At 63.8% G+C, this 20,061-nt stretch carries 19 protein-coding genes and 1 tRNA gene; 9 read left to right on the top strand and 11 right to left on the bottom strand.

Features of this window, described 5'->3' with window-relative positions:
* Positions 1-16: 16 nt before the first annotated feature.
* The 3 genes from DVU_RS00655 to DVU_RS00665 form a co-directional block, all read right to left on the bottom strand.
* Positions 17-1,054 carry a glycosyltransferase family A protein gene (locus tag DVU_RS00655; protein WP_010937445.1) on the bottom strand — a complete coding sequence of 346 codons (1,038 nt, stop codon included), beginning with the start codon at positions 1,052-1,054 and terminating at the stop codon, positions 17-19.
* Between the two features lie 80 nt (positions 1,055-1,134).
* Entirely contained in the window at positions 1,135-2,046 is a 912-nt protein-coding gene (locus DVU_RS00660; protein WP_010937446.1) for an ATP-binding protein, read from the bottom strand.
* Between the two features lie 164 nt (positions 2,047-2,210).
* Positions 2,211-2,429 (bottom strand): MoaD/ThiS family protein, encoded by a 219-nt coding sequence (locus tag DVU_RS00665; RefSeq protein ID WP_010937447.1) that lies wholly within the window; start codon positions 2,427-2,429, stop codon positions 2,211-2,213.
* Between the two features lie 229 nt (positions 2,430-2,658).
* Here DVU_RS00665 and DVU_RS00670 point away from each other — a divergent pair, with 229 nt between their 5' ends.
* From DVU_RS00670 to rfaE2, 7 genes are all read left to right on the top strand, one after another.
* Entirely contained in the window at positions 2,659-3,039 is a 381-nt protein-coding gene (locus DVU_RS00670) for a response regulator (protein WP_010937449.1), read from the top strand.
* Positions 3,040-3,302: 263 nt separating this feature from the next.
* Positions 3,303-5,057 (top strand): sensor histidine kinase, encoded by a 1,755-nt coding sequence (locus DVU_RS00675; RefSeq protein WP_226987314.1) that lies wholly within the window; start codon positions 3,303-3,305, stop codon positions 5,055-5,057.
* A 107-nt stretch (positions 5,058-5,164) separates the two neighbouring features.
* Positions 5,165-5,578 (top strand): response regulator, encoded by a 414-nt coding sequence (locus DVU_RS00680; protein WP_010937451.1) that lies wholly within the window; start codon positions 5,165-5,167, stop codon positions 5,576-5,578.
* A gap of 329 nt (positions 5,579-5,907) precedes the next feature.
* Complete coding sequence (locus DVU_RS00685) at positions 5,908-6,582, top strand: site-2 protease family protein (RefSeq protein ID WP_010937452.1); 675 nt, start codon at positions 5,908-5,910, stop codon at positions 6,580-6,582.
* A gap of 28 nt (positions 6,583-6,610) precedes the next feature.
* Positions 6,611-7,600 carry a tryptophan--tRNA ligase gene (gene trpS, locus DVU_RS00690; RefSeq protein WP_010937453.1) on the top strand — a complete coding sequence of 330 codons (990 nt, stop codon included), beginning with the start codon at positions 6,611-6,613 and terminating at the stop codon, positions 7,598-7,600.
* An 11-nt stretch (positions 7,601-7,611) separates the two neighbouring features.
* Entirely contained in the window at positions 7,612-8,388 is a 777-nt protein-coding gene (locus DVU_RS00695; RefSeq protein ID WP_010937454.1) for a YkgJ family cysteine cluster protein, read from the top strand.
* Positions 8,389-8,613: 225 nt separating this feature from the next.
* Positions 8,614-9,216: a D-glycero-beta-D-manno-heptose 1-phosphate adenylyltransferase gene (gene rfaE2 / locus DVU_RS00700; protein ID WP_010937455.1), complete on the top strand. Its 603-nt coding sequence runs from the start codon at positions 8,614-8,616 to the stop codon at positions 9,214-9,216.
* A gap of 385 nt (positions 9,217-9,601) precedes the next feature.
* On the opposite strand, the gene DVU_RS00705 is transcribed toward rfaE2, so the two are convergent.
* From DVU_RS00705 to DVU_RS00730, 6 genes are all read right to left on the bottom strand, one after another.
* Entirely contained in the window at positions 9,602-10,009 is a 408-nt protein-coding gene (locus DVU_RS00705; RefSeq protein ID WP_010937456.1) for a response regulator, read from the bottom strand.
* A gap of 143 nt (positions 10,010-10,152) precedes the next feature.
* Positions 10,153-10,962, bottom strand: a complete 810-nt coding sequence (locus DVU_RS00710; RefSeq protein WP_010937457.1) for a hypothetical protein — start codon at positions 10,960-10,962, stop codon at positions 10,153-10,155.
* Positions 10,959-11,219 carry a lipoprotein gene (locus DVU_RS00715; protein ID WP_010937458.1) on the bottom strand — a complete coding sequence of 87 codons (261 nt, stop codon included), beginning with the start codon at positions 11,217-11,219 and terminating at the stop codon, positions 10,959-10,961. Before DVU_RS00715 ends, DVU_RS00710 begins: the two co-directional genes overlap by 4 nt.
* Positions 11,220-11,291: 72 nt before the next feature.
* On the bottom strand, positions 11,292-11,903 hold the full coding sequence (locus DVU_RS00720) for a DUF4881 domain-containing protein (protein WP_010937459.1): 612 nt from the start codon (positions 11,901-11,903) through the stop codon (positions 11,292-11,294).
* 22 nt (positions 11,904-11,925) lie between these two features.
* On the bottom strand, positions 11,926-12,978 hold the full coding sequence (locus DVU_RS00725) for a sulfite exporter TauE/SafE family protein (protein ID WP_010937460.1): 1,053 nt from the start codon (positions 12,976-12,978) through the stop codon (positions 11,926-11,928).
* 21 nt (positions 12,979-12,999) lie between these two features.
* Positions 13,000-13,296, bottom strand: coding sequence for a DVU0150 family protein (locus DVU_RS00730; protein WP_010937461.1), 297 nt, complete (start codon positions 13,294-13,296; stop codon positions 13,000-13,002).
* A gap of 319 nt (positions 13,297-13,615) precedes the next feature.
* Here DVU_RS00730 and DVU_RS00735 point away from each other — a divergent pair, with 319 nt between their 5' ends.
* On the top strand, positions 13,616-16,489 hold the full coding sequence (locus DVU_RS00735) for a sigma 54-interacting transcriptional regulator (protein ID WP_010937462.1): 2,874 nt from the start codon (positions 13,616-13,618) through the stop codon (positions 16,487-16,489).
* A gap of 69 nt (positions 16,490-16,558) precedes the next feature.
* A complete protein-coding gene (locus DVU_RS00740; RefSeq protein WP_010937463.1) occupies positions 16,559-19,120 on the top strand; it encodes a PEP/pyruvate-binding domain-containing protein in 2,562 nt (853 codons plus the stop codon).
* A 178-nt stretch (positions 19,121-19,298) separates the two neighbouring features.
* Here the strand turns inward: DVU_RS00740 and DVU_RS00745 are convergent.
* Both DVU_RS00745 and DVU_RS00750 read right to left on the bottom strand, forming a co-directional pair.
* A tRNA-Leu gene (locus tag DVU_RS00745) sits at positions 19,299-19,385 on the bottom strand.
* A gap of 191 nt (positions 19,386-19,576) precedes the next feature.
* Positions 19,577-19,960 carry a hypothetical protein gene (locus tag DVU_RS00750; protein ID WP_010937464.1) on the bottom strand — a complete coding sequence of 128 codons (384 nt, stop codon included), beginning with the start codon at positions 19,958-19,960 and terminating at the stop codon, positions 19,577-19,579.
* Positions 19,961-20,061: the final 101 nt, after the last annotated feature.

The following is a 20,061-nucleotide window of genomic DNA, read 5'->3' on the forward strand; positions in this document are numbered from 1 at the left end:
CGCACGGCTACGGGTGTCACGAGGCGAGGAGGTAGTCTTGTCCGGGCAGGTAGCCTGCGCCGTGCAGGAACAGTTCAAGCTCTTCGGCAGCGCCGTGTCCTGCCAGAAACGCCAGCATGAATCCCTGCCCGGGGGCTGGCATGGCCTCGCGTCCCACGACGGGAAGCCCCTCGACGATATTGCCTATCTTGTGCGGGTCGATGTCGACCCACGCCCGGATGCGGATGCCGTGTTCGCACAGCGGGCGGGCGCGGCGGCGGCTGGCCTTGCCCGCGCCGATGACCCAGACGTCGGGATGCTGCGGGTTGTGTGCGCACAACCAGCGCGCGAGGTACCGTGTGCGGAGGGCCACGAAGCCCGCTTCGGCGTAGTTGTCGTGCGTGCGAGTGAGGCGTCCCGGCGGGTCGTTCCAGACCAGCAGGTGTTCGGGCAGCTTTTCCATGCGCACACCGGCCTCGAGCCAGCGCAGCCAGAGTTCGTAGTCCTCCGGGAAGGGGCCGTTGGCGTAAGGGCCGAAGCGGTCGATGAGTTCTCGCCGGAACATGACCGAAGGATGCACGAGAGGCGATTCGCGAAAACGTCCGAGCGCGATGTCCTCATGGCAGAGAAGCGAGTTCGTCCAGTCCACATACCGCACGAAGCCGCCGCACTGGGCGGCGTCGCCGCCGAAGGTCACGCGACTGGCCACAAGGCCTAGGTGCGGCGCGTTGTCGAGGGCGTGGCATTGCAGGGCGAGTCGTTCGGGGTGGCAGGTGTCGTCGGCGTCCATGCGGGCCACATGGCGTCCCCGCACGTGGAGGAGGCCGTGGTTGAGGGCATGGACGATGCCCCCGTGTTCCACATGCAGGGGCCTTATGCGGGCGTCGCGGGCGGCGTAGGCCGCGAGAAGGGCCGGAGTCTCATCCTGCGACCCGTCGTCCACCACGACGGCCTCCCAGTCTTGGAACGTCTGTGACAGGAGTCCGTCGAGCGCGGCGGGCAGGTGTCGCACCGCGTTCCACGCCGGGATGAGGACGGAGACGGCGGGCGTGACGGAAGGGGAACGGTGGCTCACGGGTGATTCTCCGGCAGGCCATCTGGCAGTCTGGCCTTGAAAAAGCCGCCTGCCCGGTACGGGGAGGCGGCCTGGGCTGGTCAGTCCTTGGGGTTGGCCACGGCGTCGCGGATGCGGCAGACACCGCAGGTGCTTCCCGACGAGGTGGGGTACCCGCACGTCTCGCACGGGGCGAGCGTCATGCCCGTGGTGGCTTCCACATGGGCGAAGGCGGGGCGTCCGCGTTCGAGGAAGCCCTGATAGAAGTCGAGCTTGCGGCCCGGCATGGTCTCTTCAAGCTGCTGCCACAGGGTCTTGTAGAAGGTGAAACTGGCCCCCTTGCTGTAGGGGCAGGGCGCATAGTGATGCTCGATGCCCATGAGGAAGGCGTAGTTGGCCGTTTCGAACTCGGTGAGACGCCACAGGGGTTTGACCTTGCGGGTGAAGCCGTCCTCGCTGTCGAGACCGGGACCCTGGTCGCTGAGGTAGGCGGCGTCCCAGCGCAGGGTGTTGCTGAACAGCCGTGCAACCTCGTCGTCGAGGTTGTGGCCGGTGGCGAGCACCGTGAAACCCTCGTCGATGGCCGTCTTGTTGAAATAGTAGCGTTTGATCTTGCCGCAGGCCGAACAGATGGGACGGGTGAGGCGTTCCTTCACGGCAGGGATGGCGAGACCTTCGTTGGCCATCTCCTTGACGATGAGCGGCAGCCCGTGCAGGGCGCAGAATCGTTCGACGACCCCTCGTGCGGCGGGTGAAGAGACGGGAATGGCAAGGTCGATGTGCAGGCCTGTCACGTTGTAGCCTTGCCGCGACAGTTCCAGCATCAGGGCCAGCGAGTCCTTGCCGCCGGAAAGGGCGACGAGGATGCGGTCGTCGTGGGTGAACAGCTTCTGTTCGTGGATGCCCCTCTCGACCTGACGCGAGAAGAACAGCTTGAAGCAGTCGGGGCAGAATCCTGTGTTGTGGCTAGGGAGCGAGACGACGGCAGTCGCCTTGCAGCGCTTGCATTTCATGGTGTTTTCCGTGGGTTCGTGTGCTGGCGGCATCCTTCCGGCGGACGCCGTGCCTGTGTCGGGCCGCAACGCAAGGCGTGCGGGGTGCGTCGTCTGCCATGCCGTAACACAGAAGCGCTGGCGTGACGCCACGCGCGCAGTGGTGGACATGGAGTGCGACGGGCCTAGCCGCTGGAGGTGACCTTGCGGACGAGCAGTTCGTCGTTGGGCAGCACTTCGCGGTCCGGGGTGAGCAGTTCGCCATTGCGGGCCACAAGCGCTGTGCCGGGGCGGATTTCGAGCTTCTTGAGAAGCTGGAGTACCGTCTTGACGCGGGGCATGGTGACCACCTGCTCTTCGGGCTGGATGCGGACCGTGATGGTGGGAGGTGTGTACTCCGTCATGGGACTTCCGGGTTGAGGTTACCGGTGAAGCCGCATTCGCGCGCGGCTGCACCTCATGGCGAGCGGAGATTACCTGTTTCATGGCGGATGGCAACCGCCGCCTGCACGCCCGCGGCGATGATTAATCGCCTTTTACCGTTGTTCTCGCGGTGCAAGGCGTGGTATGTTGAGGGCATCATCTCCGCAACTCCTCGGGTGCGTTCCCGCTACATGACAGGAGGTTTCCGGCATGGCTGACAAGAAGATTCTCGTCGTCGACGACGAAGTGCACATCAGGATGCTGTATCAGGAAGAACTGGAGACCGAAGGCTACACCGTGGCGCTCAGCGACGGACGCGAGCCCATTCTCGACGTGATCGACCGCGAGAAGCCTCTGGCGGTGGTGCTGGACATCAAGCTGGGCACAGACCTTTCGGGACTCGACCTGCTGCAGCAGATACGCACCCGCGAAAAGACCCTGCCCGTGATTCTGAGTACGGCGTACGACAGTTTCCAGCACGACCTCAAATCCATCGCCGCAGACTTCTATGTGGTGAAATCCGTCGACCTCTCCGAACTCAAGACCAAGGTGGCGCTTGCCGTGGAAAGGGCGAAGGCGTTCGTCGCCTGACGCGCGTCGCCTCCCTGTACATCGCGCTGGTACGGCACGCATGGTGCGTATCGTCTCCTTCCGGGCTCGTTCGCCCCGTCTGTTGCCACGAGGGAACACGGGGCGAACTCGTTGCTGGCGTGGTACAGGCACGGTCCTGCCGCCCTTCGGGTGGCGCATAGCTGTCCCGGTGGGAAAGCGGCGCCGGGGGGTGGCGACATCCGAAAGCCTTTGTCGTTGCGCGTTCAATGGTACGCTGTTTGCTCTCTCTTGTGCGGAGCATCATGTCTTGCGCGATATCGCGCAAGCGAGCCGCAGGGGTAGCCATGCACGCCGAAACAGCAGGCGCACCGCGCCATCGCCGCACAGCCGTCAACCGTACCATCTACGCCGCCATTCTCGTGGCGTCGGTGATGCCCATCGCCATCATCCTCGGCGTCATGCAAGTGCACCTCGAGTCGACGTACAGTGCCATCGTCAGGCGTGGTTTGCGCGAAATAGCAGACCGGCACAGCCAGAAGGTCGATGACTTCCTGCACGAAAGACTCGCCAGTGTGCAGACGCTGGCCATGTCGCAAGGCGCGTTGCTCCTCGACCCCGCGCAGCTTGCCAGCCACCTTGAGACCTTGCAGCGCGTGCACAAGGGCGTCTACGTGGACATGGGACTGGTGGATGCGAAAGGCATCCAGCAGGTGTACGCGGGGCCACTCGACCTGCGCATGGCCGACTACAGCGGCAAGGAGTGGTTCCGTGAGGCCGTGTTGCGTGATTCGTTCATCAGTGACGTGTTCATGGGCATCCGGCAGGCACCGCACTTCATCGTCACCACCAAGGTCGTGCTGAACGGCCAGCCGTGGATACTGCGCTCGACCATAGACTTCGCCAGCTTCGTGAGTCTTGTCGAGGATATCCGGGTCGGGGCCACGGGCGTTGCGTGCATCATCAACCGTCAGGGCGAATTCCAGACGGCGGGCAACCGCCATCCCCTGCCGGAGGGCACGGCACTGGCGGCACAGGCCCGAAGGCTGTTCGGTCCCGGCTTCACGGCCCGTCCGACAGAACGTGTCTTCGAGGACGGCGGCAACCTCTACGCCATGTCGTTGCTGAAACATGGCGACTGGGTGCTGGTGGTGCAGGAACAGCGTGAGGAGGCCCTTGCCGCCCTCGCCGACGCCAAGCAGACGCTCTTCGCCGTGCTGGTGCTGGTGAGCATTGGTGTCATCGTGGGCGGGGTGCTGCTGGCGTGGCGCATCATGGACCGCCTCGACGAGATGGAAAGGGAGATGGCAGCGCTGAACGCACAGGTCGTGGAGGCGGGCAAGCTGGGCGCCCTCGGCGAGATGGCGGCTGGCATCGCCCACGAAATCAACAATCCCGTGGCCATCATGATGGAAGAGGCGGGCTGGATAGAGGATATCCTTGCCGACCTTGGCGAGGGCAACCCGGCTGCGCCGGAAATCGCGCGCAGTGCGGCACAGATACGCAGTCAGGGCAAGCGCTGCCGCGACATCACCCACAAACTGCTCAGTTTCGCCCGCAAGTCGGACCGCGACCTGCAACGGCTCGACCTCAACCATCTCATCCGTGAGCTTGTGGGGCTGTGCGACCAGCGTGCCGCCTCCGCCGGGGTGACGGTGTCGCTGGCGCTGGTGGACCAACTGCCGGCGGTGTTGGCGTCACCTTCCGAGATGCAGCAGGTGTTCCTCAACCTGTTCAACAATGCCTTCGACGCCATGGAAGGCAGCGGGGGGGCGTTGCGGGTGACATCGGGCGTGGCGGCGGGCAATATGGTGTTCGTCACCGTGGCGGATACCGGGCCGGGCATCCCCGAGGCCATCCTGCAGCGCATCTACGACCCCTTCTTCACGACGAAGCCCGTGGGCAAGGGCACCGGACTCGGCCTCTCCATCTGCTACGGTATCGTCAAGAAGCTGGGGGGCGAGTTGCGGGTGAACAGCCTTACGGGTGTGGGCACGTCGTTTCAGGTGCTTCTGCCCAGGGCGGGAGAGGGCGTACAGGCCGTTGAACGCCATGATTGAAGGCGGCAGACGCTTCGAGGGACTCATGCCGATGGGGTGCTTTGCCACCTGCAATGAGTAGCCATGCGTCTTGACGGCTGAAGCAAACAGTCAGGAAAGGAAGACCGATGACGAAGACGGAATCCGGGCGAAGCCTGCTGCTCATCGATGACGAGGACGGATTCCTCGCAGTGATGCGGAGAAGGTTCGAGCGACGCGGCTACGACGTGGCTACGGCGGGCAGCGGCGCGGAGGCCCTGCGTCTGTTGCGGGAAAGGCGTTTCGAGGCCGCTGTGCTCGACCTCAAGATGGGCGACATGGATGGTTTCGAATTGCTGCGCATCTTTCGGCGCATGGCCCCGGAGATGCCCGTGGTGATGCTGACGGGACACGGGGGTGAGACCGAGGCGGCCGAGGGGCTGCGGCTTGGCGCTGCGGGCTACCTTCTCAAACCGTGTGATTTCGAGGCGCTTGTGGAATGTCTGGATGGTGCGCTGACGCAGGACGACTCCGGCGGTGCCACGGACGGGCAGGCTACGTGACCCTGCCGCGTACGGGAGGGGATGCGTCCCGGGGCGTGCGGAGTGCCTGATGCACAGACATCCCATGAGGGCCGGAAGGTCGGATTCACCGGCGTGCGGTGTGTCTGTGGCCTCTGTGCCGGGCCGTGAGGTATCCCTGTCGTTCCCGTGCATGCCGTTGCGGTGCCCCGCTGGAGGGACGGCTGCGCAATGGAGGAAGGACTGCGAAGCTGACATGCGCCGCGTGCCGCGTGGATGCCATGCCGTCACCCTGTCCATGCCGGATGCCTCTGCCCTGCCGACACCGCGCCGCCCTTGCCCTTGGCGGTGGTTCGTGGTAGCCGCACACGATGTTCGACCTCGACATGTCCATGCAGGTCAGGCGTCTCGCCGTGGCCTTCGTCCCCATGCTTCTGGGCATCGTTTGCCATGAGGTGGCCCACGGCTGGGCCGCATGGCGACAGGGGGACCCCACGGCCCGTTCCCTTGGGCGTCTCACGCTCAATCCTGCCCCGCACATCGACCCCATGGGCGGGCTGATGTTCGTGCTCACCTCATTGATGGGACCGTTCATCATCGGCTGGGCCAAGCCCGTGCCGGTGAACCCCCGCTGGTTCGCCAACCCGCGGCGTGGCATGATGCTGGTCTCTCTGGCGGGGCCCGGTGCCAACGTCGTGCTGGCTGTGGCCTTCGGTCTCGTGCTCAAGCTCTTCGTCATGCTGCTGCCTCCCATGCAATGGCAGGGAGACGGCACCTACGACTTCTTCATGAACATGCTCATCACCGGGGTGTGGGTCAACTTCACCCTCGCGTGGTTCAACATGCTTCCGCTGCCGCCCCTCGACGGCGGTCACGTCGTGGCGGGGCTTCTGCCCTCGCGCCTTGCGTGGCGTTACGAACAACTCGAACGCTACGGCTTCGTCATCATCATCCTGCTGCTCGCAAGCGGTATCGTCGGGCGTGTCATCTACCCGCTCATCCAAGGCTCCGTCTACATGGTGCTCTGGTCGCTGGGTCTCGCCTGACAATCGCCCCATTCCCGGAGGAGAATCCATGACCAGACCCGAATCACGCACTGTTTCCGGCATGCGCCCCACAGGGCCGCTGCACCTCGGCCACTATTTCGGGGTGTTGAAGAACTGGGTGGAGATGCAGCACGAGATGGAGGCGTATTTCTTCGTCGCCGACTGGCACGCCCTGACCAGTGACTTCGCCGAACCTTCGCGCATCAAGGAATTCGTCCCTGAACTGGTGAAGGACTGGGTCGCCGCCGGTCTCGATCCCGAGAAGTGTGTCATCTTCCAGCAGTCGCAGGTGAAGGAGCACGCCGAACTGCACCTCATCCTCTCCATGATCACGCCGGTCAGCTGGCTGGAACGCAACCCCACCTACAAGGAACAGCAGCAGGAGATAACCACCAAGGACCTCGGCAACTACGGGTTCCTCGGCTATCCGGTGCTGATGGCTTCCGACATCCTCATCTATCGCCCCAAGTGGGTTCCCGTGGGGCAGGACCAGTTGCCGCACCTTGAGCTGACCCGCGAGATAGGCCGACGCTTCAACCATTTCTACGGTGACTTCTTCCCCGAACCGGAAGCGCGTCTGACCCCGGCGGCCAAGTGTCCCGGTCTCGACGGGCGCAAGATGTCCAAGAGTTACGGCAATGGCATCTACCTGCGCGACACCATCGAAGAGGTGGCACCCAAGGTGCGCGGCATGTTCACCGACCCCGCCCGCCTGCGCAAGAGCGACCCCGGCAACCCCGATGTCTGCAACCTCTTCCCCTATCACGTGCTGATGACCGACGCCGAGAAGCAGGCAGAAATCCGCGAAGGATGCACCAGCGCGAAACTCGGCTGCGTGGACTGCAAGAAGATGTTCCTCGAAAGTCTCGCCCGTTTCTTCGAGCCGCTGCATGAGCGTCGCCGTGTCCTCGACGCGGACCCCGAGCGCGTACGCGCCATCCTCGAAGACGGCAACACCCGCGCCCGCCGTGAAGCCGCCGCCACCATGGACGGCGTGCGTTCGCGCATCCACTTCTAGGGGGCTATGGCATGACATCCTCCGAAGAGCGCGACGCCACACAGGCGTTTCTGGACAGCCTGCCCGAGCTTGAATCGGGCGAGAGCTTCAGGTTCTCGTGCCACCCCGGCGTGCGGTGCTTCAACGCCTGCTGTTCCGACCTCACCATGCCGCTGACGCCGTACGACGTGCTCCGCCTGCGGCGGAATCTCGGCATGGACAGCGAGACCTTCATCGCCGAACATGCCCGTGTGGGGCAGTACCCCGATACGGGCTTCCCGCTGCTGCACCTGCGCATGAGCGACCATCCACTGAAGCTGTGCCCCTTCGTCTCCGACGAGGGCTGCACGGTCTACCCCGACAGGTCGAGCGCATGCCGTACCTACCCCCTCGGGCGTGCCACCCGTGAAGACGAGGACGGCAACGTGGTGGAGCAGTTCTTCGTCGTGCAGGAGGAGCACTGCCGGGGCTTTGAAGAGACCAAGGCGTGGACGTCGGCCACATGGTTGCAGGATCAGGGACTGGAGCCCTACTACCGCTGGAACGACGCCTATATGAGCCTCATGGCACGGCAGCGTCGCACCGGGACGGTACTGGGGCCCAAGCATGCGACCATGTGCCTGCTGGCGTTCTATCAGCTTGACCGCTTCGCCGATTTCGTGCGCGGGGTGCATCTGTTCTCCCGTCTCGATGTGGACGAAGCGCGGCAGGAACGCATCCTCGCCGACGAGGAGGAACGCCTCGGCTTCGCGCTGGAGTGGGCTGAACTCGTGCTCTTCGGCGATTGCGCCACCTTGCGGATGCTCTAGGGGCATTCGTAGTGCACCCGCCGCGTCGCTGGTCGTCCACTCCGTCGCCTCGCCGCGTGCGGTCATGACGCGAGGCGTATGCGCCGTATAGAGGCACCACGCCACGTCCCACCGGTCGGGTTCGGGCTGGATAGCCTTGCCGGAAGCCCGACCATCGCACACACCGTATCCAAGGCCACCCGCCCGTAAAGGCGGGTGGCTTCTCATCCCGCAGGAGGTTGCACCATGGCAGACACCACCGTGCCGCAAGGGGCGACAGGCGACGCACCCGGCAAGCATGCAGAGGGTGCGCACTCGGAAGGTGTGTCGGCCCCCAGTCTGGATGCCTGTGCCGGTGCGCTGCCAGCGCACCCCGGCGTGGTGACTCTGTCGCGTCTTGTCGACTGTCTCGCACCGCTTCGTGCCGCCGGAAAGCGCATCGTCTTCACCAACGGCTGCTACGACATCGTGCATCCGGGGCATGTGGACCTCTTGGCGCGTGCCCGTGCCGAGGGCGACCTGCTGGTGCTGGGCCTCAATTCCGACGAGTCGGTCAGGCGGCAGGGCAAGGGGGCGGACCGTCCGGTGAACCCCTTCGAGGTTCGCGCCTTCGTGCTGGCGCATCTTGCCAGTGTGGACTTCGTCGTCCGCTTCGACGAGGACACGCCCTATGAACTCATCAAGGCCGTGCGTCCCCATGTGCTGGTGAAGGGGGGCGACTGGGCCATCGACCGCATCGTCGGACGTGACATCGTGGAAGGTGACGGGGGACGGGTGTTGAGTCTGCCCCTGTTGCCGGGATTCTCCACCACCGCCCTCATCTCACGGATACGTACCACGCACCCCTGAAAGGCGTCGCAAGACCGCCGTCTTCTCTCCTCCCTCGCTTCCGGGGGTGTGTCTCCTCATTTCCCGCATCGTCCGAACGTGTTTTCCTGATGCAGTCTGGGGCCGAAGCCCGCATGCGCGACGCCGGCATTGCCCTTTTCTGTCCTGATTCAGTCCGGGTACTGTCCTGATTCAGCATGGGGGCTGTTCGCCGTTGCGCCGTGCATGCCAGCCAGAAGCGCTCCTGACGGTGCTGGAGATGTCTTGCCATGCCGGAGTCTTCTTTGTGGCGAGGGTCGGGTGATTGACGTGGTGCGCAACGCGGCATGACCCGGCCCATGAACGAGGAATGCCCGTGCAGGGCTACACGGGCATTCGAGGGAGGAGTGGGAGGGTCGGGTTTCGGTCAGGGTTTTGCCTCCCGTTCTTCGAGCAGGCGTTCGTAGACGTTTTCGATACGTTCGAGCAGTTCCTCGACGGGGCAGGGTTTGAGCAGATAGTCGCTGGCCCCGGCGCGCATGGCGTCGAGCGCGATGTCGGTGTAGGCGTGTCCGCTCAGGATGATGACCGCAGCATCGTCGCCCCGGCGCCGCATGGCGCGCAGCACATCCCGTCCGTCCATGTCGCCCAGCTGGATGTCGAGCAGGACGACATCTGCCGGGTTGCCGGAGAGATGTTCGAGGGCGTCGCCGCCACTCCGGGCCTCATCGACGTGGAGTCCGCGGTGGCGCAGGCGCCGTATCAGGGCGTCGCGGAAGCCGTCCTCGTCGTCGACAAGCAGGATGCGGCAGTGGGTGAGAAGTTCGCTTTCCATCGATTTCTCCCGTGATGACGCCGGGCGGATGCTGCGTGATCGTTTTGTCCCGTTTTCTCGTCGTACCTCGGCCTGCGGCCAGCGTCCGTCCTGATGGAGGGGCGAGGCGCGGCCTTAAAAAATGTCAGGCTGGACCCTTCCGTTCAGCATGCGGCTGCCTGTGCGCAGACGACATCACCCACCCGCACGGGGACTGATGCGTCGATGACGAGCACCGTGTCGTCGCGGTGGATTTCGCGTACCACGCCGTCGCCCACGAGACTTCCGTCACGTCGCATGATGCGGCAGGCCATACCGCTGGACACACCCATGGCGCGCCCGATTTCGCAGGTTGCCTCGAAACCGTCACCCGTGGGCTTGAGCTTGTAGATTTCGCCGCACCCCTCTTCTCGCAGCCTTCTGGCCCACAGGTGGCCCAGCAGGAAGTCCACAAGCGCAGCGAACAGGCCGAAGGGCAGAATGCAGGCTGCGGTCACGAACGGGTCGCGGTCGAGCCACCGTTCGATACGTGAGAATGATGCTGCGCGCATGGTCTCGGCATCGGGCCAGACCACGACTTCGAAGACGAGGGCCGGGTTCTGCTTCTCGCCGTAGGGGTCGCGTACGCTGATGACGTAGTTGCCTACCGTGGGCACGTCCCCAAGTTTCACCTCGCCGCGCCACATCCCGCCGCCGAACCAGTAGCCGGAGTAGAGTGCCTGCGGTTGCAGCACCACCTGGCCGTCGCGCGAACCGCCGTCGACCACGAACTCCTCGACGCGCTCCGTGTTGGGCGGCATGGGGCCGCTGACGGAGTAGACGCCGCCGGGGATGCCGTCGATGCGGTTCACGCCGCGCTGCATCTGGGCCAGCAGACCATCAGCCAGCGAGAGAAGGCTCAAGGCCAGCAGGACCATGGCGATGCGGCTTGAGAACCACTGTGCCCGTGCGATGGTGACGCTGCGTTGCATCATGAAGGCTGCCTTTCTTCGTGTCCGACGTTTTCGTGTCCGGCGTCTTCGCTGCGGGAGTTGCGGAGAAGACGCTTGCCAAGCCAGCCCACGAAGAGGGTGGGGACGAGGGCCGTGAAGAACGTCTTGCAGAATACGGGGGTGAACTCGTCGGGCTGGAGTGAGGCCCTGTACATGGCGAGGAACACGCAGGCCACCACGAGAAGGTTCACTGTAAGTACGAGGCCCCTGCGGGCAAGTTCGTGTCTGTAGTCACTCATGTCTATTCTCCCTGTGGGCGGCGGGGCCGGCCATCCGGCCCCGCCTTGCGTAGGGGGGGGTGTCTTTGCAGACTACTTCTTGAAGATGTCGGTCTTGCTGATGTTCATGAAGCGGAGCGATACACCTTCGGTCTTGTAGTATACGCGCACTTCGTCACCGGCTTCCCATGTATGATCGGGCATCGAGAAGTACTCGTCGGGTACCGAGAAGGTGCAGAGCATCTTCTGGCGACCGGAGTAGATGGTGATGGTCTTCTTGTCGCGATCGACCATGGGGAACTTCTTCGCCGTATCGGTGGCCTTGTCGAACACCAGCGGGTGCTGCCTGTCGATGTTCTGCTGAAGGTCGATCACGGTGATGGTGATGTCTTCGAACGCCTGGGTCTTGGGGTTGAAGATCTTCACGATGTTGGCCTTCGTGTCGAGCTTCATGCGCAGGCCGGCTTTGGGTTCAGGCCCCATCTCCGCCGGGTCGGCCGGCAGTTTGTAGGTGTGGGGCGGCAGGGTCGAGTAGTCGGGGTTCATGGGCTCTGCCAGCTTGTCCTGAATCAGGGTGACGGTCTTGGCCTGCTTGTCGAAGGCGATGACGCGTCCCTGGTCGACCTTGCCGTATTCGCCGCAGCCCACAAGGCCGAGAGGAAGGGCCATTACCATCAGCGTGAGCAGTATGCGCTTGATGTTCATCATAGTCTCCTTTCGTGGGCCGCTAGTTGGCGCGCTTGCGGGCCAGTTCCATCTGAACGCCCTGAACCATGCGGACGAAGATGTACAGCGACATGCAGGTCACGAGGCCAAGGACGAGTACGGTGGCACCGGCGTCGAGGAAGGCCTTGTACTGGGGCACCCAGGGCTGGACGAGCTTCATCAGGATGGAGATGGCGCAGCCGACGACGGCGAGGCCGAAGGCGATGCGGATGCCGTAACCCTTGATGTACTTGGTGGCGACAGCGCCCACCTGCGCACCCATGGCGGCACCGACGAGCATGATGATGGCGGCTACGAGTTCGGTACGACCCTTGTATGTGTAGGTCGCTGCACCGTAGAGGCCGGAGATCATGACTTCGAAGAGGTCGGTACCGACGGCCACGTGGGTCGGGCAGCCGATGAGGTAGATGAGGGCGGGCATGCGGATGAGACCGCCGCCGATGCCGAGGATGCCTGCGAGCCAGCCGGTGAGGAAACTCACGAAGATGGGCAGCCATGCGGAGCAGTAGATGCCGGCTTCCTTGAGGTGCACCATCGGGGGGATCTTGATCTTGTGCAGGGCCTTGTGCCATTCGACGCCCGTGGCGCCAGCTTCGAGCTTCACACCCTTGGCCGCGGCTTCACGTTCCTTCTGGCGACGCTTGGCCACGTCGTGGAAGACCATCCACGCGATGAGCGCGAGCAGCACGATGTAGATCCAGCGAACGACCTTCTCGACGCTGCCTAGCCGTTCGAGCCACATGACCATCTGTGCACCGGCTTCGAAACCGACGACCGTACCCACCAGCATGATCATGCCGAGTTTGTAGTCGACGTTGCCGAACTTGCCGTGGCGCATGGTGGAGATGAGCGACTTGCCCGCCATGTGCGCGATGTCGGTGCCGATGGCGAATGCCATGGGGAAGCCGAGGATGTTGAGGCCGGGGGTGACCATCCAGGCGCCGCCCATGCCGAAGAAGCCGCCGATGATGCCAACGCCCACGCCCAGGATGATGAGGCCGGGCCAGAAGATCTTAACGCCCGCGATGGGCATCAGGATATACAACCATTCCATGGTGTCCTCCGTCGTCCTTTCCTAGTGTTCCGCGAGATCGCGCGACTTCAGGTCGATGCCGATGTGGTTCATGATGATGTCGGCGATGACGCCGAAGATCACGCCCACGAGGGGAATCAGGATGATGGTGAGCACCGTGAACTGGAGATGGCTCTCATTGTAGAGGTTCGCCCACCAGGCGAGGACGCCGTCGAGTTTGCGCGTGTCGGCTACGATGACGACGGGGGCACCGCCGCCACCAGCGGCGAGCGCCGTGCCGGGCAGTGCGATGAGCATCAGCATCAGCGACCACCAAAGCTTGTTGAGTCTGGCCTTCATGTCTTCCTCCTTGCATGTTGCGTTCGGTGGCAAACTCCCGGCCCTGCCGGGGCGACCCTCTGCGGCCGGGTGCCACCCTGCCTCTTCCGCGTTCCGCCCTCTTGCCCGGGGCGGAGTGTTCCCGAAAAGCGTAAGACGCGTCGCGTCTGTTGCCTTTGCTTGAGCAATGGCCGTGCCAAAGCTGATTTTCGTGATGGCAACATGCTGAAATCGAAGGAAGCTTGTAAGAAGTGTTGCGCGATGCTCCGAAAGGAGTTACGCAGAAACAACACCTCTGCGCGATTCGTTCCGTCTGCGAAAACCTCTTTATGGGGGGGATATGCGCTTCTACCGGCCGCCCATCATCGGCAGCGTCTTCAGAACCGACCGCTCCGCCAGGGAGTGGAGCATCCCCAAACGGATGCTCCTTGTCGGAGTGCCGCTTCTGGCGGCGGTGCTGGCGTGTTTCGCCTTCGTCACCTACAAGGTGGGCGCGCACTATCTGACGACAGCATATTCGCGGAATTCTCTCACCCGTGCCAAGGCACAGGCCCACGAGATAGCATCCCGACTGGAGACGGCCCGCAACGAACTGCTGTTCATGGCCGACGGCATCCTCGACCCGAAAAGACTTGCCCGCTACCTGCAAGGACGCACGGAGGCCGAAGGGCTGCGCTACCGCGAGATAGCCTTCCAGGGAAACGGGGGCAAAGACGATGCCTTCGTGCTGCTCAACACAGGGCGTGGGGTGGTATCCATACCTCCCGATACGGCCCTCGCCACACGCTTCGGCCCCTTCACGCGGCAGAGTGCGCCCACCGACCCGCAGCCGGGGCAGGTGTATCTTTCGCAGCCGCTGGAGGTCATCTATCCCAGTGTGCCGGTGCCCGGTGGCGTGCAGACTCTGCCTCTTCATGTCATTCGCCTTTCGACGCCTGTCTTTGCAGAGGACGGCACCATGCGCGGCATGCTGCTGCTGTCGCTGGACGTGGTGGCCTTGCGCAACGTGCTGTCACTCTACGCCTCGCAGCGTTCCCCTCTGCACATCTATCCGCAGGAGAGCGAGCGGTATCGCAGTTTCATGTTCGACCCCGCGGGGTGGATACTCTTCCAGTCGGAATCGCCCGACCTGCCCGATGCCGACCTCTCCAATGACGTTGTGCGGTCCGGATTGCAGGGCGACCTTGGCAGGACAGGGCTGGACATCGCCTTCAGGCCCGGGCCGGAGAATGAGAACTACTGGGCCATGGTGTCGGAGGTGCAGGCGGGACGGGCTGGCTTGAGCACGCTGGGTTCGCGCTTCGCCGACGCCGCGTCCCTCAACCGTTCCAGCTTCGTGAGTTATGTCCCCATCGTCTTCCGGGGCGGGCCGGGGCAGCTGCCCTCCGTGTATGCCGGGCTGGGGTTCATCGACACCAGCTTCATGGTCATGGCCTCGTCCTACAAGTTGGCGGGTGCGCTTTCCGTTGCCCTCGGGCTTGGGGTGTTCGTCATCACCATCGTGATGGTGTCCATGGGGGTGCGCATTGCGCGCCCGCTTATCCAGCTTGCCAACGCCATCGAGAACAAGGCCGCTGAGGATGACATGTCACCCATGCAAGATGCGCTACTTCCACGGGAAGCGCATTTGTTGCGCAAGGGGGTGAACATGATCCTTGCGCGATTGCGTGAAGTGGTGCAGGCGTCGTCGTTGCATGATGCGCGATCGCTCGCTGCGCGCAAGAGGCAAAAGGTCTGTTTTGATACTGAGCTTGCCGTGAGCGCCTCCGACATGCCCGACCCCGACAGCGAGAAGATGCCGGGCATCGTGGGGGTCAGCCCTGCCGTGAAGTCGCTGCGTGCCCTCATACGCAAGGCCGCATCCATCGCCGCCGACGTGCTCATCATCGGCGAGACCGGTACCGGTAAAGAGCTCACGGCAGAGGCGATTCATGCCAACAGCAGCAGGGCGAAGGGGCCTTTCGTCAGCATCAACTGCGGGGCGCTTGATGAGAACCTGTTGCTCGACGCCTTGTTCGGTCACGTGAAGGGTGCGTTCTCTGAAGCGAAGGGAGAACGCAAAGGGGCCTTTCTCGCAGCGGATGGCGGTACGCTGCACCTCGACGAGATAGGCAACGCCTCTCCCAAGGTGCAGCAGGCCCTTTTGCGTGCCCTGTCGGTGCGTCGCATCAGGCCGCTTGGCAGTGACGACGAGATAGGCTTCGACGCCCGCATCATCGCCGCGACCAACGTCGACCTGCTGGAAAGCGCGGGGCAGGGGGCGTTCCGCGAAGACCTCTACTACAGACTGGCGGTCATCACCATCAAGACGCCTCCGTTGCGCGAACGCCGCGAAGACATTCCAGCCCTTGCCGGGTATTTCATCAAGCTGGCGTCCGTTGAGACGGGGCGCACCCTCATGGGGCTTTCACGTGGTGCCCTGGATGCCTTGCTGCGCTACCCATGGCCGGGCAACGTGCGCGAGATACGCAACGTCATCACCCGTGCCGTCGCCTTCGCCGAATCGGACATCATCTATGAAGAGGATTTGCGCTTCGGCTTTTCGGACGCAGGTGCCGAGGCTTCGGCCGAGGCCGACCCCGTCGCTGCAGAGTGGCCCGGTGTACCCGGCCTGTCGGGCATGCCCGGCAGCGTGACCGTCGCTTCTGCGGGGGGGCATCAGCAAGGCAGGGCGGGCACGGGGGCAGGACAGGGGGGCGAGGCCTACCCCGCCTCGGGTGGGGCGACCGGCATGACCGACGCATCGATGGCTGACGTCTCCCCGAATGGAGGCGGCGAGGGCGTTGGGGGCTTCCCTGTGGCATCGTTCCCCGCCGATGGCGGCGCCTTCGATGATGCAGCGCGTCCTCGTCGGCGTTCGTCCACCATGGGCAGGGGGTATGATGCCCCTCCGGCTGGCGATGATGCGGGTGGTGCGCCTCCTACGCGTGAAGTGGTGGAACGGTCCATGCAGGGTGATCGTGCAAGACCCGGTGCGGCGTTGCGCGATGCGGATGTTCTCGCCAGCCTCAACCCCCGACAGCAGTCGGTGTGGCCGCGCATCCTGCGCGAGGGTGGCATCACCCGTAGCGCCTATCAGCAGGCACTGGGTGCAGAGGTTTCGGTGCGTACGGCACAGTACGACCTTCAGGACTTCATGAAGCGTGGAGTCCTTGCCAAGGTCGGGCGTGGGCCTGCTTCGCGCTACGTGCTTATGGAGGACTATCGGGGGTAGGCATGGCGCAGGTGCGCCACACTCTGCCGTGATTCTGGTTGTTGCGCCGGATGCAACGTAGGAGGGCATGTGTCGCTGATCGATTTTTTCCGCCGTCGCCGGACTACTCCCACTGCCGAAGAGCGTGACGCCATCATGAAGGCGTTTCGCCAGAGGTATACCCATTTCAAGGACTTGCTACAGTCCAACAGTGAACTGGGGCGTATCATGTCCGACATGGAACAGACCCTGACAGGGCACAGCCTCTTCGGCATGAACTACATCCGTTCACAGGCGACGCGGGCGGTCTTTCATACGATGCGCATGGTGACGGCACTCAACGCCATCGCCGACGACCGTTTCAGCGGTCTGGTTGCCACGGTGGAAAGCATCAACACGCGCATCAGCGACATCCTCGATGCCCGTGCCCCGGTACGCGTTGCGGAATTCGTGCTGCCCCTCGCGGAAGTGAACCGCGATGTGGTCGACTGGGTGGGTGGCAAGAACGCCAATCTGGGTGAGATGATGAACCGGGTCGGTGTTCCCGTGCCGCGCGGCTTCGCCATCACCACCACCGCCTACCGGGCGTTCATGGACGGCAACGGCCTGATGGAGGAGACGCGCAAACTCTTGCGTGACGCCTTCGCAGACGACCCGGAAGGCCTCGTGAGAGTGTCGAAGGCCATCATGCGGCGTATCGACGAGGCCATCGTCCCCGACGAAGTGGTGGAGGCGATGCAAGCCGGATGGGATGCCACTTTCGGCCCCGGCCCCGTACGCTGCGCGTTGCGCTCCAGTGCTGTCAGCGAGGACGGCAGTCTCTCTTTCGCCGGGCAGTACCGCACCGTGCTCAACGTCACCCGCGATGAACTGCCTTCGGCTTTCCGTAGTGTGTTGGCCAGCATCTTCTCGCCGCGTGTCATCGCCTACCGCTTGCATCAGGGGGTGCCGTTCGAGCATTGCGCCATGGCCATGGTCTGCCTTGAGATGGTGGACGCAGTGGCAAGCGGAGTGGCTTTTTCGCGGCATCCTGTCGACCTGTTGTCGGATGCCGTCGTCATCAACGGCATCTGGGGGCTTGGCGAATACGTTGTCGACGGCGTCGTGCCGCCGGATACGTGGCTGGTGTCTCGCGTCCGGCCCGACAGGGTCGCAGAACGTTCCATAGCCACCAAGAGTGTGAGACTCATGCCAGCCCTGCACGGTGGGGGCACGGTGGAAAGTCCTGTGCCACCTGAACAGCGTTCCATGCCAAGCCTGACGGATGCGCAGGTGATTGCGCTGGCTGACATGGCGCTGCGCCTTGAAGAGCACTACAGGCATCCGCAGGACATGGAGTGGGCGCTGGATGGCGCCGGGCGGCTGGTGGTGTTGCAGACCCGTCCCATGCGGCTGGCCGATGCGCGTTCCGACAACCTGCCCGCTTCGCCCCGCATCGAGGGTGCAGGGCTGCTTCTCGAGGGCGGGGATGTGGCGTGTGCTGGGGTCGGCTGTGGCCCGGTCGTGATCCCGTCATCGGCAGAGGAACTCGCGGCATTCCCCTGCGGCGGGGTTCTCGTGGCGGCGCACTCGTCACCGAATTATGTGCTGGTCATGGACAGGGCGCAGGCCATCATCACCGATGCGGGCAGTGTCACAGGGCACATGGCGTCGCTTTCACGCGAGTTCAACGTGCCGACGCTGCTCAATGCGCGCGACGCCATGCGAACGTTGCGCCCCGGTCAGGAGGTGACGGTGGACGCCATCTCGGGCCGCGTCTATGAGGGGTGCGTCGAAGAGTTGCTGGCGCTGCGTCGTCCGCGGCAGGTGTGTCTGGGCGACACGCCCGTCCATATCGCCCTGCGGCGCGTCGCCGACCATATCCTGCCCCTGCACCTTGTCGACCCCAAGGCCGCCACGTTCATCCCGCGGTCGTGCACCACGTTGCACGACGTCATGAGGCTGGTGCACGAATTCTCGTACACAGAGATGTTCCGGCTGAGTGATACGGCTACCGTGGCGGGGTCGGTTGCTGTGGAACTCAAGGCGAGTGTGCCGCTGGACTTGCACGTCATCGACCTTGGCGGCGGGCTTGCCGATGTGGACGGGCCCTACGCCTACCCCGAGCAGGTGGCGTCGGCACCCTTCGGCGCGCTGCTCGAGGGAATGCTCGACCCGGAGGTGCATGTGCGCGGGCCGCGGCCCATCGACATGGGGGGCTTTCTCTCCGTCATGGGGCGGCACATGATCGAACCGCCCAACATGCACACAGAACGCTTCGGCGACCGCAGCTACGCCATCGTCTCCGACAAGTACATGAACTTCAGCTCGCGTGTTGGCTACCATTACAGCATCCTCGACGCCTACTGCGGCGCGACCATGAACAAGAACTACATCACGTTCGAGTTCAAGGGCGGGGCTGCGGACGAGGTGCGGCGGGAACGCCGGGTGAAGTGCATCGGCATCATCCTGCGCGAACTCGGTTTCACCATCGAGGTTCAGGGCGACCGTGTGCAGGCGCGCTACCTCAAGTACCCGCCGGAGGAGATTCGTGCCCGACTCGTGCAACTGGGCAGACTGCTCATCGTCACCCGGCAGATGGATATGCTGATGACCACCGAAGCCGCAGTGCAGACATTTGCCGATAACTTCCTCAAGGGTGACTATCATTGAGGGGCGCGGGCGGATTCGCGGCACACCGTTGCAGAAGTTCTGATCGAGAACAGAGCAGAGATTACAGGAAAAGCCCCCTTGATGGGGGCTTTTTGCGTGCGTGGAGACCTTGGGTGCAGACTGGTGCAGAATTCGTGAAAGAGCGGGCTAGGCGATAGACCTAACCCGCTGGTTTGTATGGTACCCGGAACGAGGATTGAACTCGTACAGCCCGAAGGCCGAGGGATTTTAAGTCCCTTGCGTCTGCCAGTTCCGCCATCCGGGCACGAAGCGGTTACTTCCTAGTATGGCGACGTGTTGGCGTCAACGGTGGACTTGATGGCAGTATGACGGGGCGTGCAGTGCAGTGGCGCTGCCCCTGCCGGGCGTCGCGCCCCTTTGCGGGGCATGCCTGTGGGCAGGGCAGTCCCCTCAATCAGCCATCAAACCCCAGTCGGTGCGCCACTGGTGCGCCGTCTACGTCCAGCAGCGTCCCAGCCCCTCACGCGCACCGGGCACGCGCAGCACGCCCTCACGCCATACCCCGTCGGCAAGCAGGTAGAGGTGCAGTGTGCCGAGGTTGCGGTCGACGAAGAGGATACGCCCCTCCACATCGCCTCGCAGCATGGGCGAGACGGCATCGCACACGGCATGGAATAGCCCTTCGTCATGTTCGGCGAAGAGGCATTGCACGTTGAGGGCGTCACCCGTGGGGGCGAACTCCACATGCGCACCACCCACGTCTTCGAAGGTGGTCTGCATGGTCTCGACGAGTTCGGCCTCGCGTTCGAGGAGTTCATTGTAGGTGAGAGTCTGGTCGTAGACGAAGTTGGCGAACATCTCACTGTGCATGAGGGCCATGGCGCCTCCGTGGGTGCCGCAGGGTCTCGACCCCATGGCAGGCATGGTCGTCGACGGCACGCCGCGCATGATAGCCGAAATCACGCTTCAGCGTCAAAATA

The sequence above is a fragment of the Nitratidesulfovibrio vulgaris str. Hildenborough genome, assembly GCF_000195755.1.
Classification (GTDB): domain Bacteria; phylum Desulfobacterota; class Desulfovibrionia; order Desulfovibrionales; family Desulfovibrionaceae; genus Nitratidesulfovibrio; species Nitratidesulfovibrio vulgaris.

Coding starts and splice junctions, on each gene's coding strand:
- DVU_RS00660 (WP_010937446.1), bottom strand. CDS start 2,046: ATGAAATGCAAGCGCTGCAAGGCGACTGCCGTCGTCTCGCTCCCTAGC.
- DVU_RS00665 (WP_010937447.1), bottom strand. CDS start 2,429: ATGACGGAGTACACACCTCCCACCATCACGGTCCGCATCCAGCCCGAA.
- DVU_RS00670 (WP_010937449.1), top strand. CDS start 2,659: ATGGCTGACAAGAAGATTCTCGTCGTCGACGACGAAGTGCACATCAGG.
- DVU_RS00675 (WP_226987314.1), top strand. CDS start 3,303: ATGTCTTGCGCGATATCGCGCAAGCGAGCCGCAGGGGTAGCCATGCAC.
- DVU_RS00680 (WP_010937451.1), top strand. CDS start 5,165: ATGACGAAGACGGAATCCGGGCGAAGCCTGCTGCTCATCGATGACGAG.
- DVU_RS00685 (WP_010937452.1), top strand. CDS start 5,908: ATGTTCGACCTCGACATGTCCATGCAGGTCAGGCGTCTCGCCGTGGCC.
- trpS (WP_010937453.1), top strand. CDS start 6,611: ATGACCAGACCCGAATCACGCACTGTTTCCGGCATGCGCCCCACAGGG.
- DVU_RS00695 (WP_010937454.1), top strand. CDS start 7,612: ATGACATCCTCCGAAGAGCGCGACGCCACACAGGCGTTTCTGGACAGC.
- rfaE2 (WP_010937455.1), top strand. CDS start 8,614: ATGGCAGACACCACCGTGCCGCAAGGGGCGACAGGCGACGCACCCGGC.
- DVU_RS00705 (WP_010937456.1), bottom strand. CDS start 10,009: ATGGAAAGCGAACTTCTCACCCACTGCCGCATCCTGCTTGTCGACGAC.
- DVU_RS00710 (WP_010937457.1), bottom strand. CDS start 10,962: ATGATGCAACGCAGCGTCACCATCGCACGGGCACAGTGGTTCTCAAGC.
- DVU_RS00715 (WP_010937458.1), bottom strand. CDS start 11,219: ATGAGTGACTACAGACACGAACTTGCCCGCAGGGGCCTCGTACTTACA.
- DVU_RS00720 (WP_010937459.1), bottom strand. CDS start 11,903: ATGAACATCAAGCGCATACTGCTCACGCTGATGGTAATGGCCCTTCCT.
- DVU_RS00725 (WP_010937460.1), bottom strand. CDS start 12,978: ATGGAATGGTTGTATATCCTGATGCCCATCGCGGGCGTTAAGATCTTC.
- DVU_RS00730 (WP_010937461.1), bottom strand. CDS start 13,296: ATGAAGGCCAGACTCAACAAGCTTTGGTGGTCGCTGATGCTGATGCTC.
- DVU_RS00735 (WP_010937462.1), top strand. CDS start 13,616: ATGCGCTTCTACCGGCCGCCCATCATCGGCAGCGTCTTCAGAACCGAC.
- DVU_RS00750 (WP_010937464.1), bottom strand. CDS start 19,960: ATGGCCCTCATGCACAGTGAGATGTTCGCCAACTTCGTCTACGACCAG.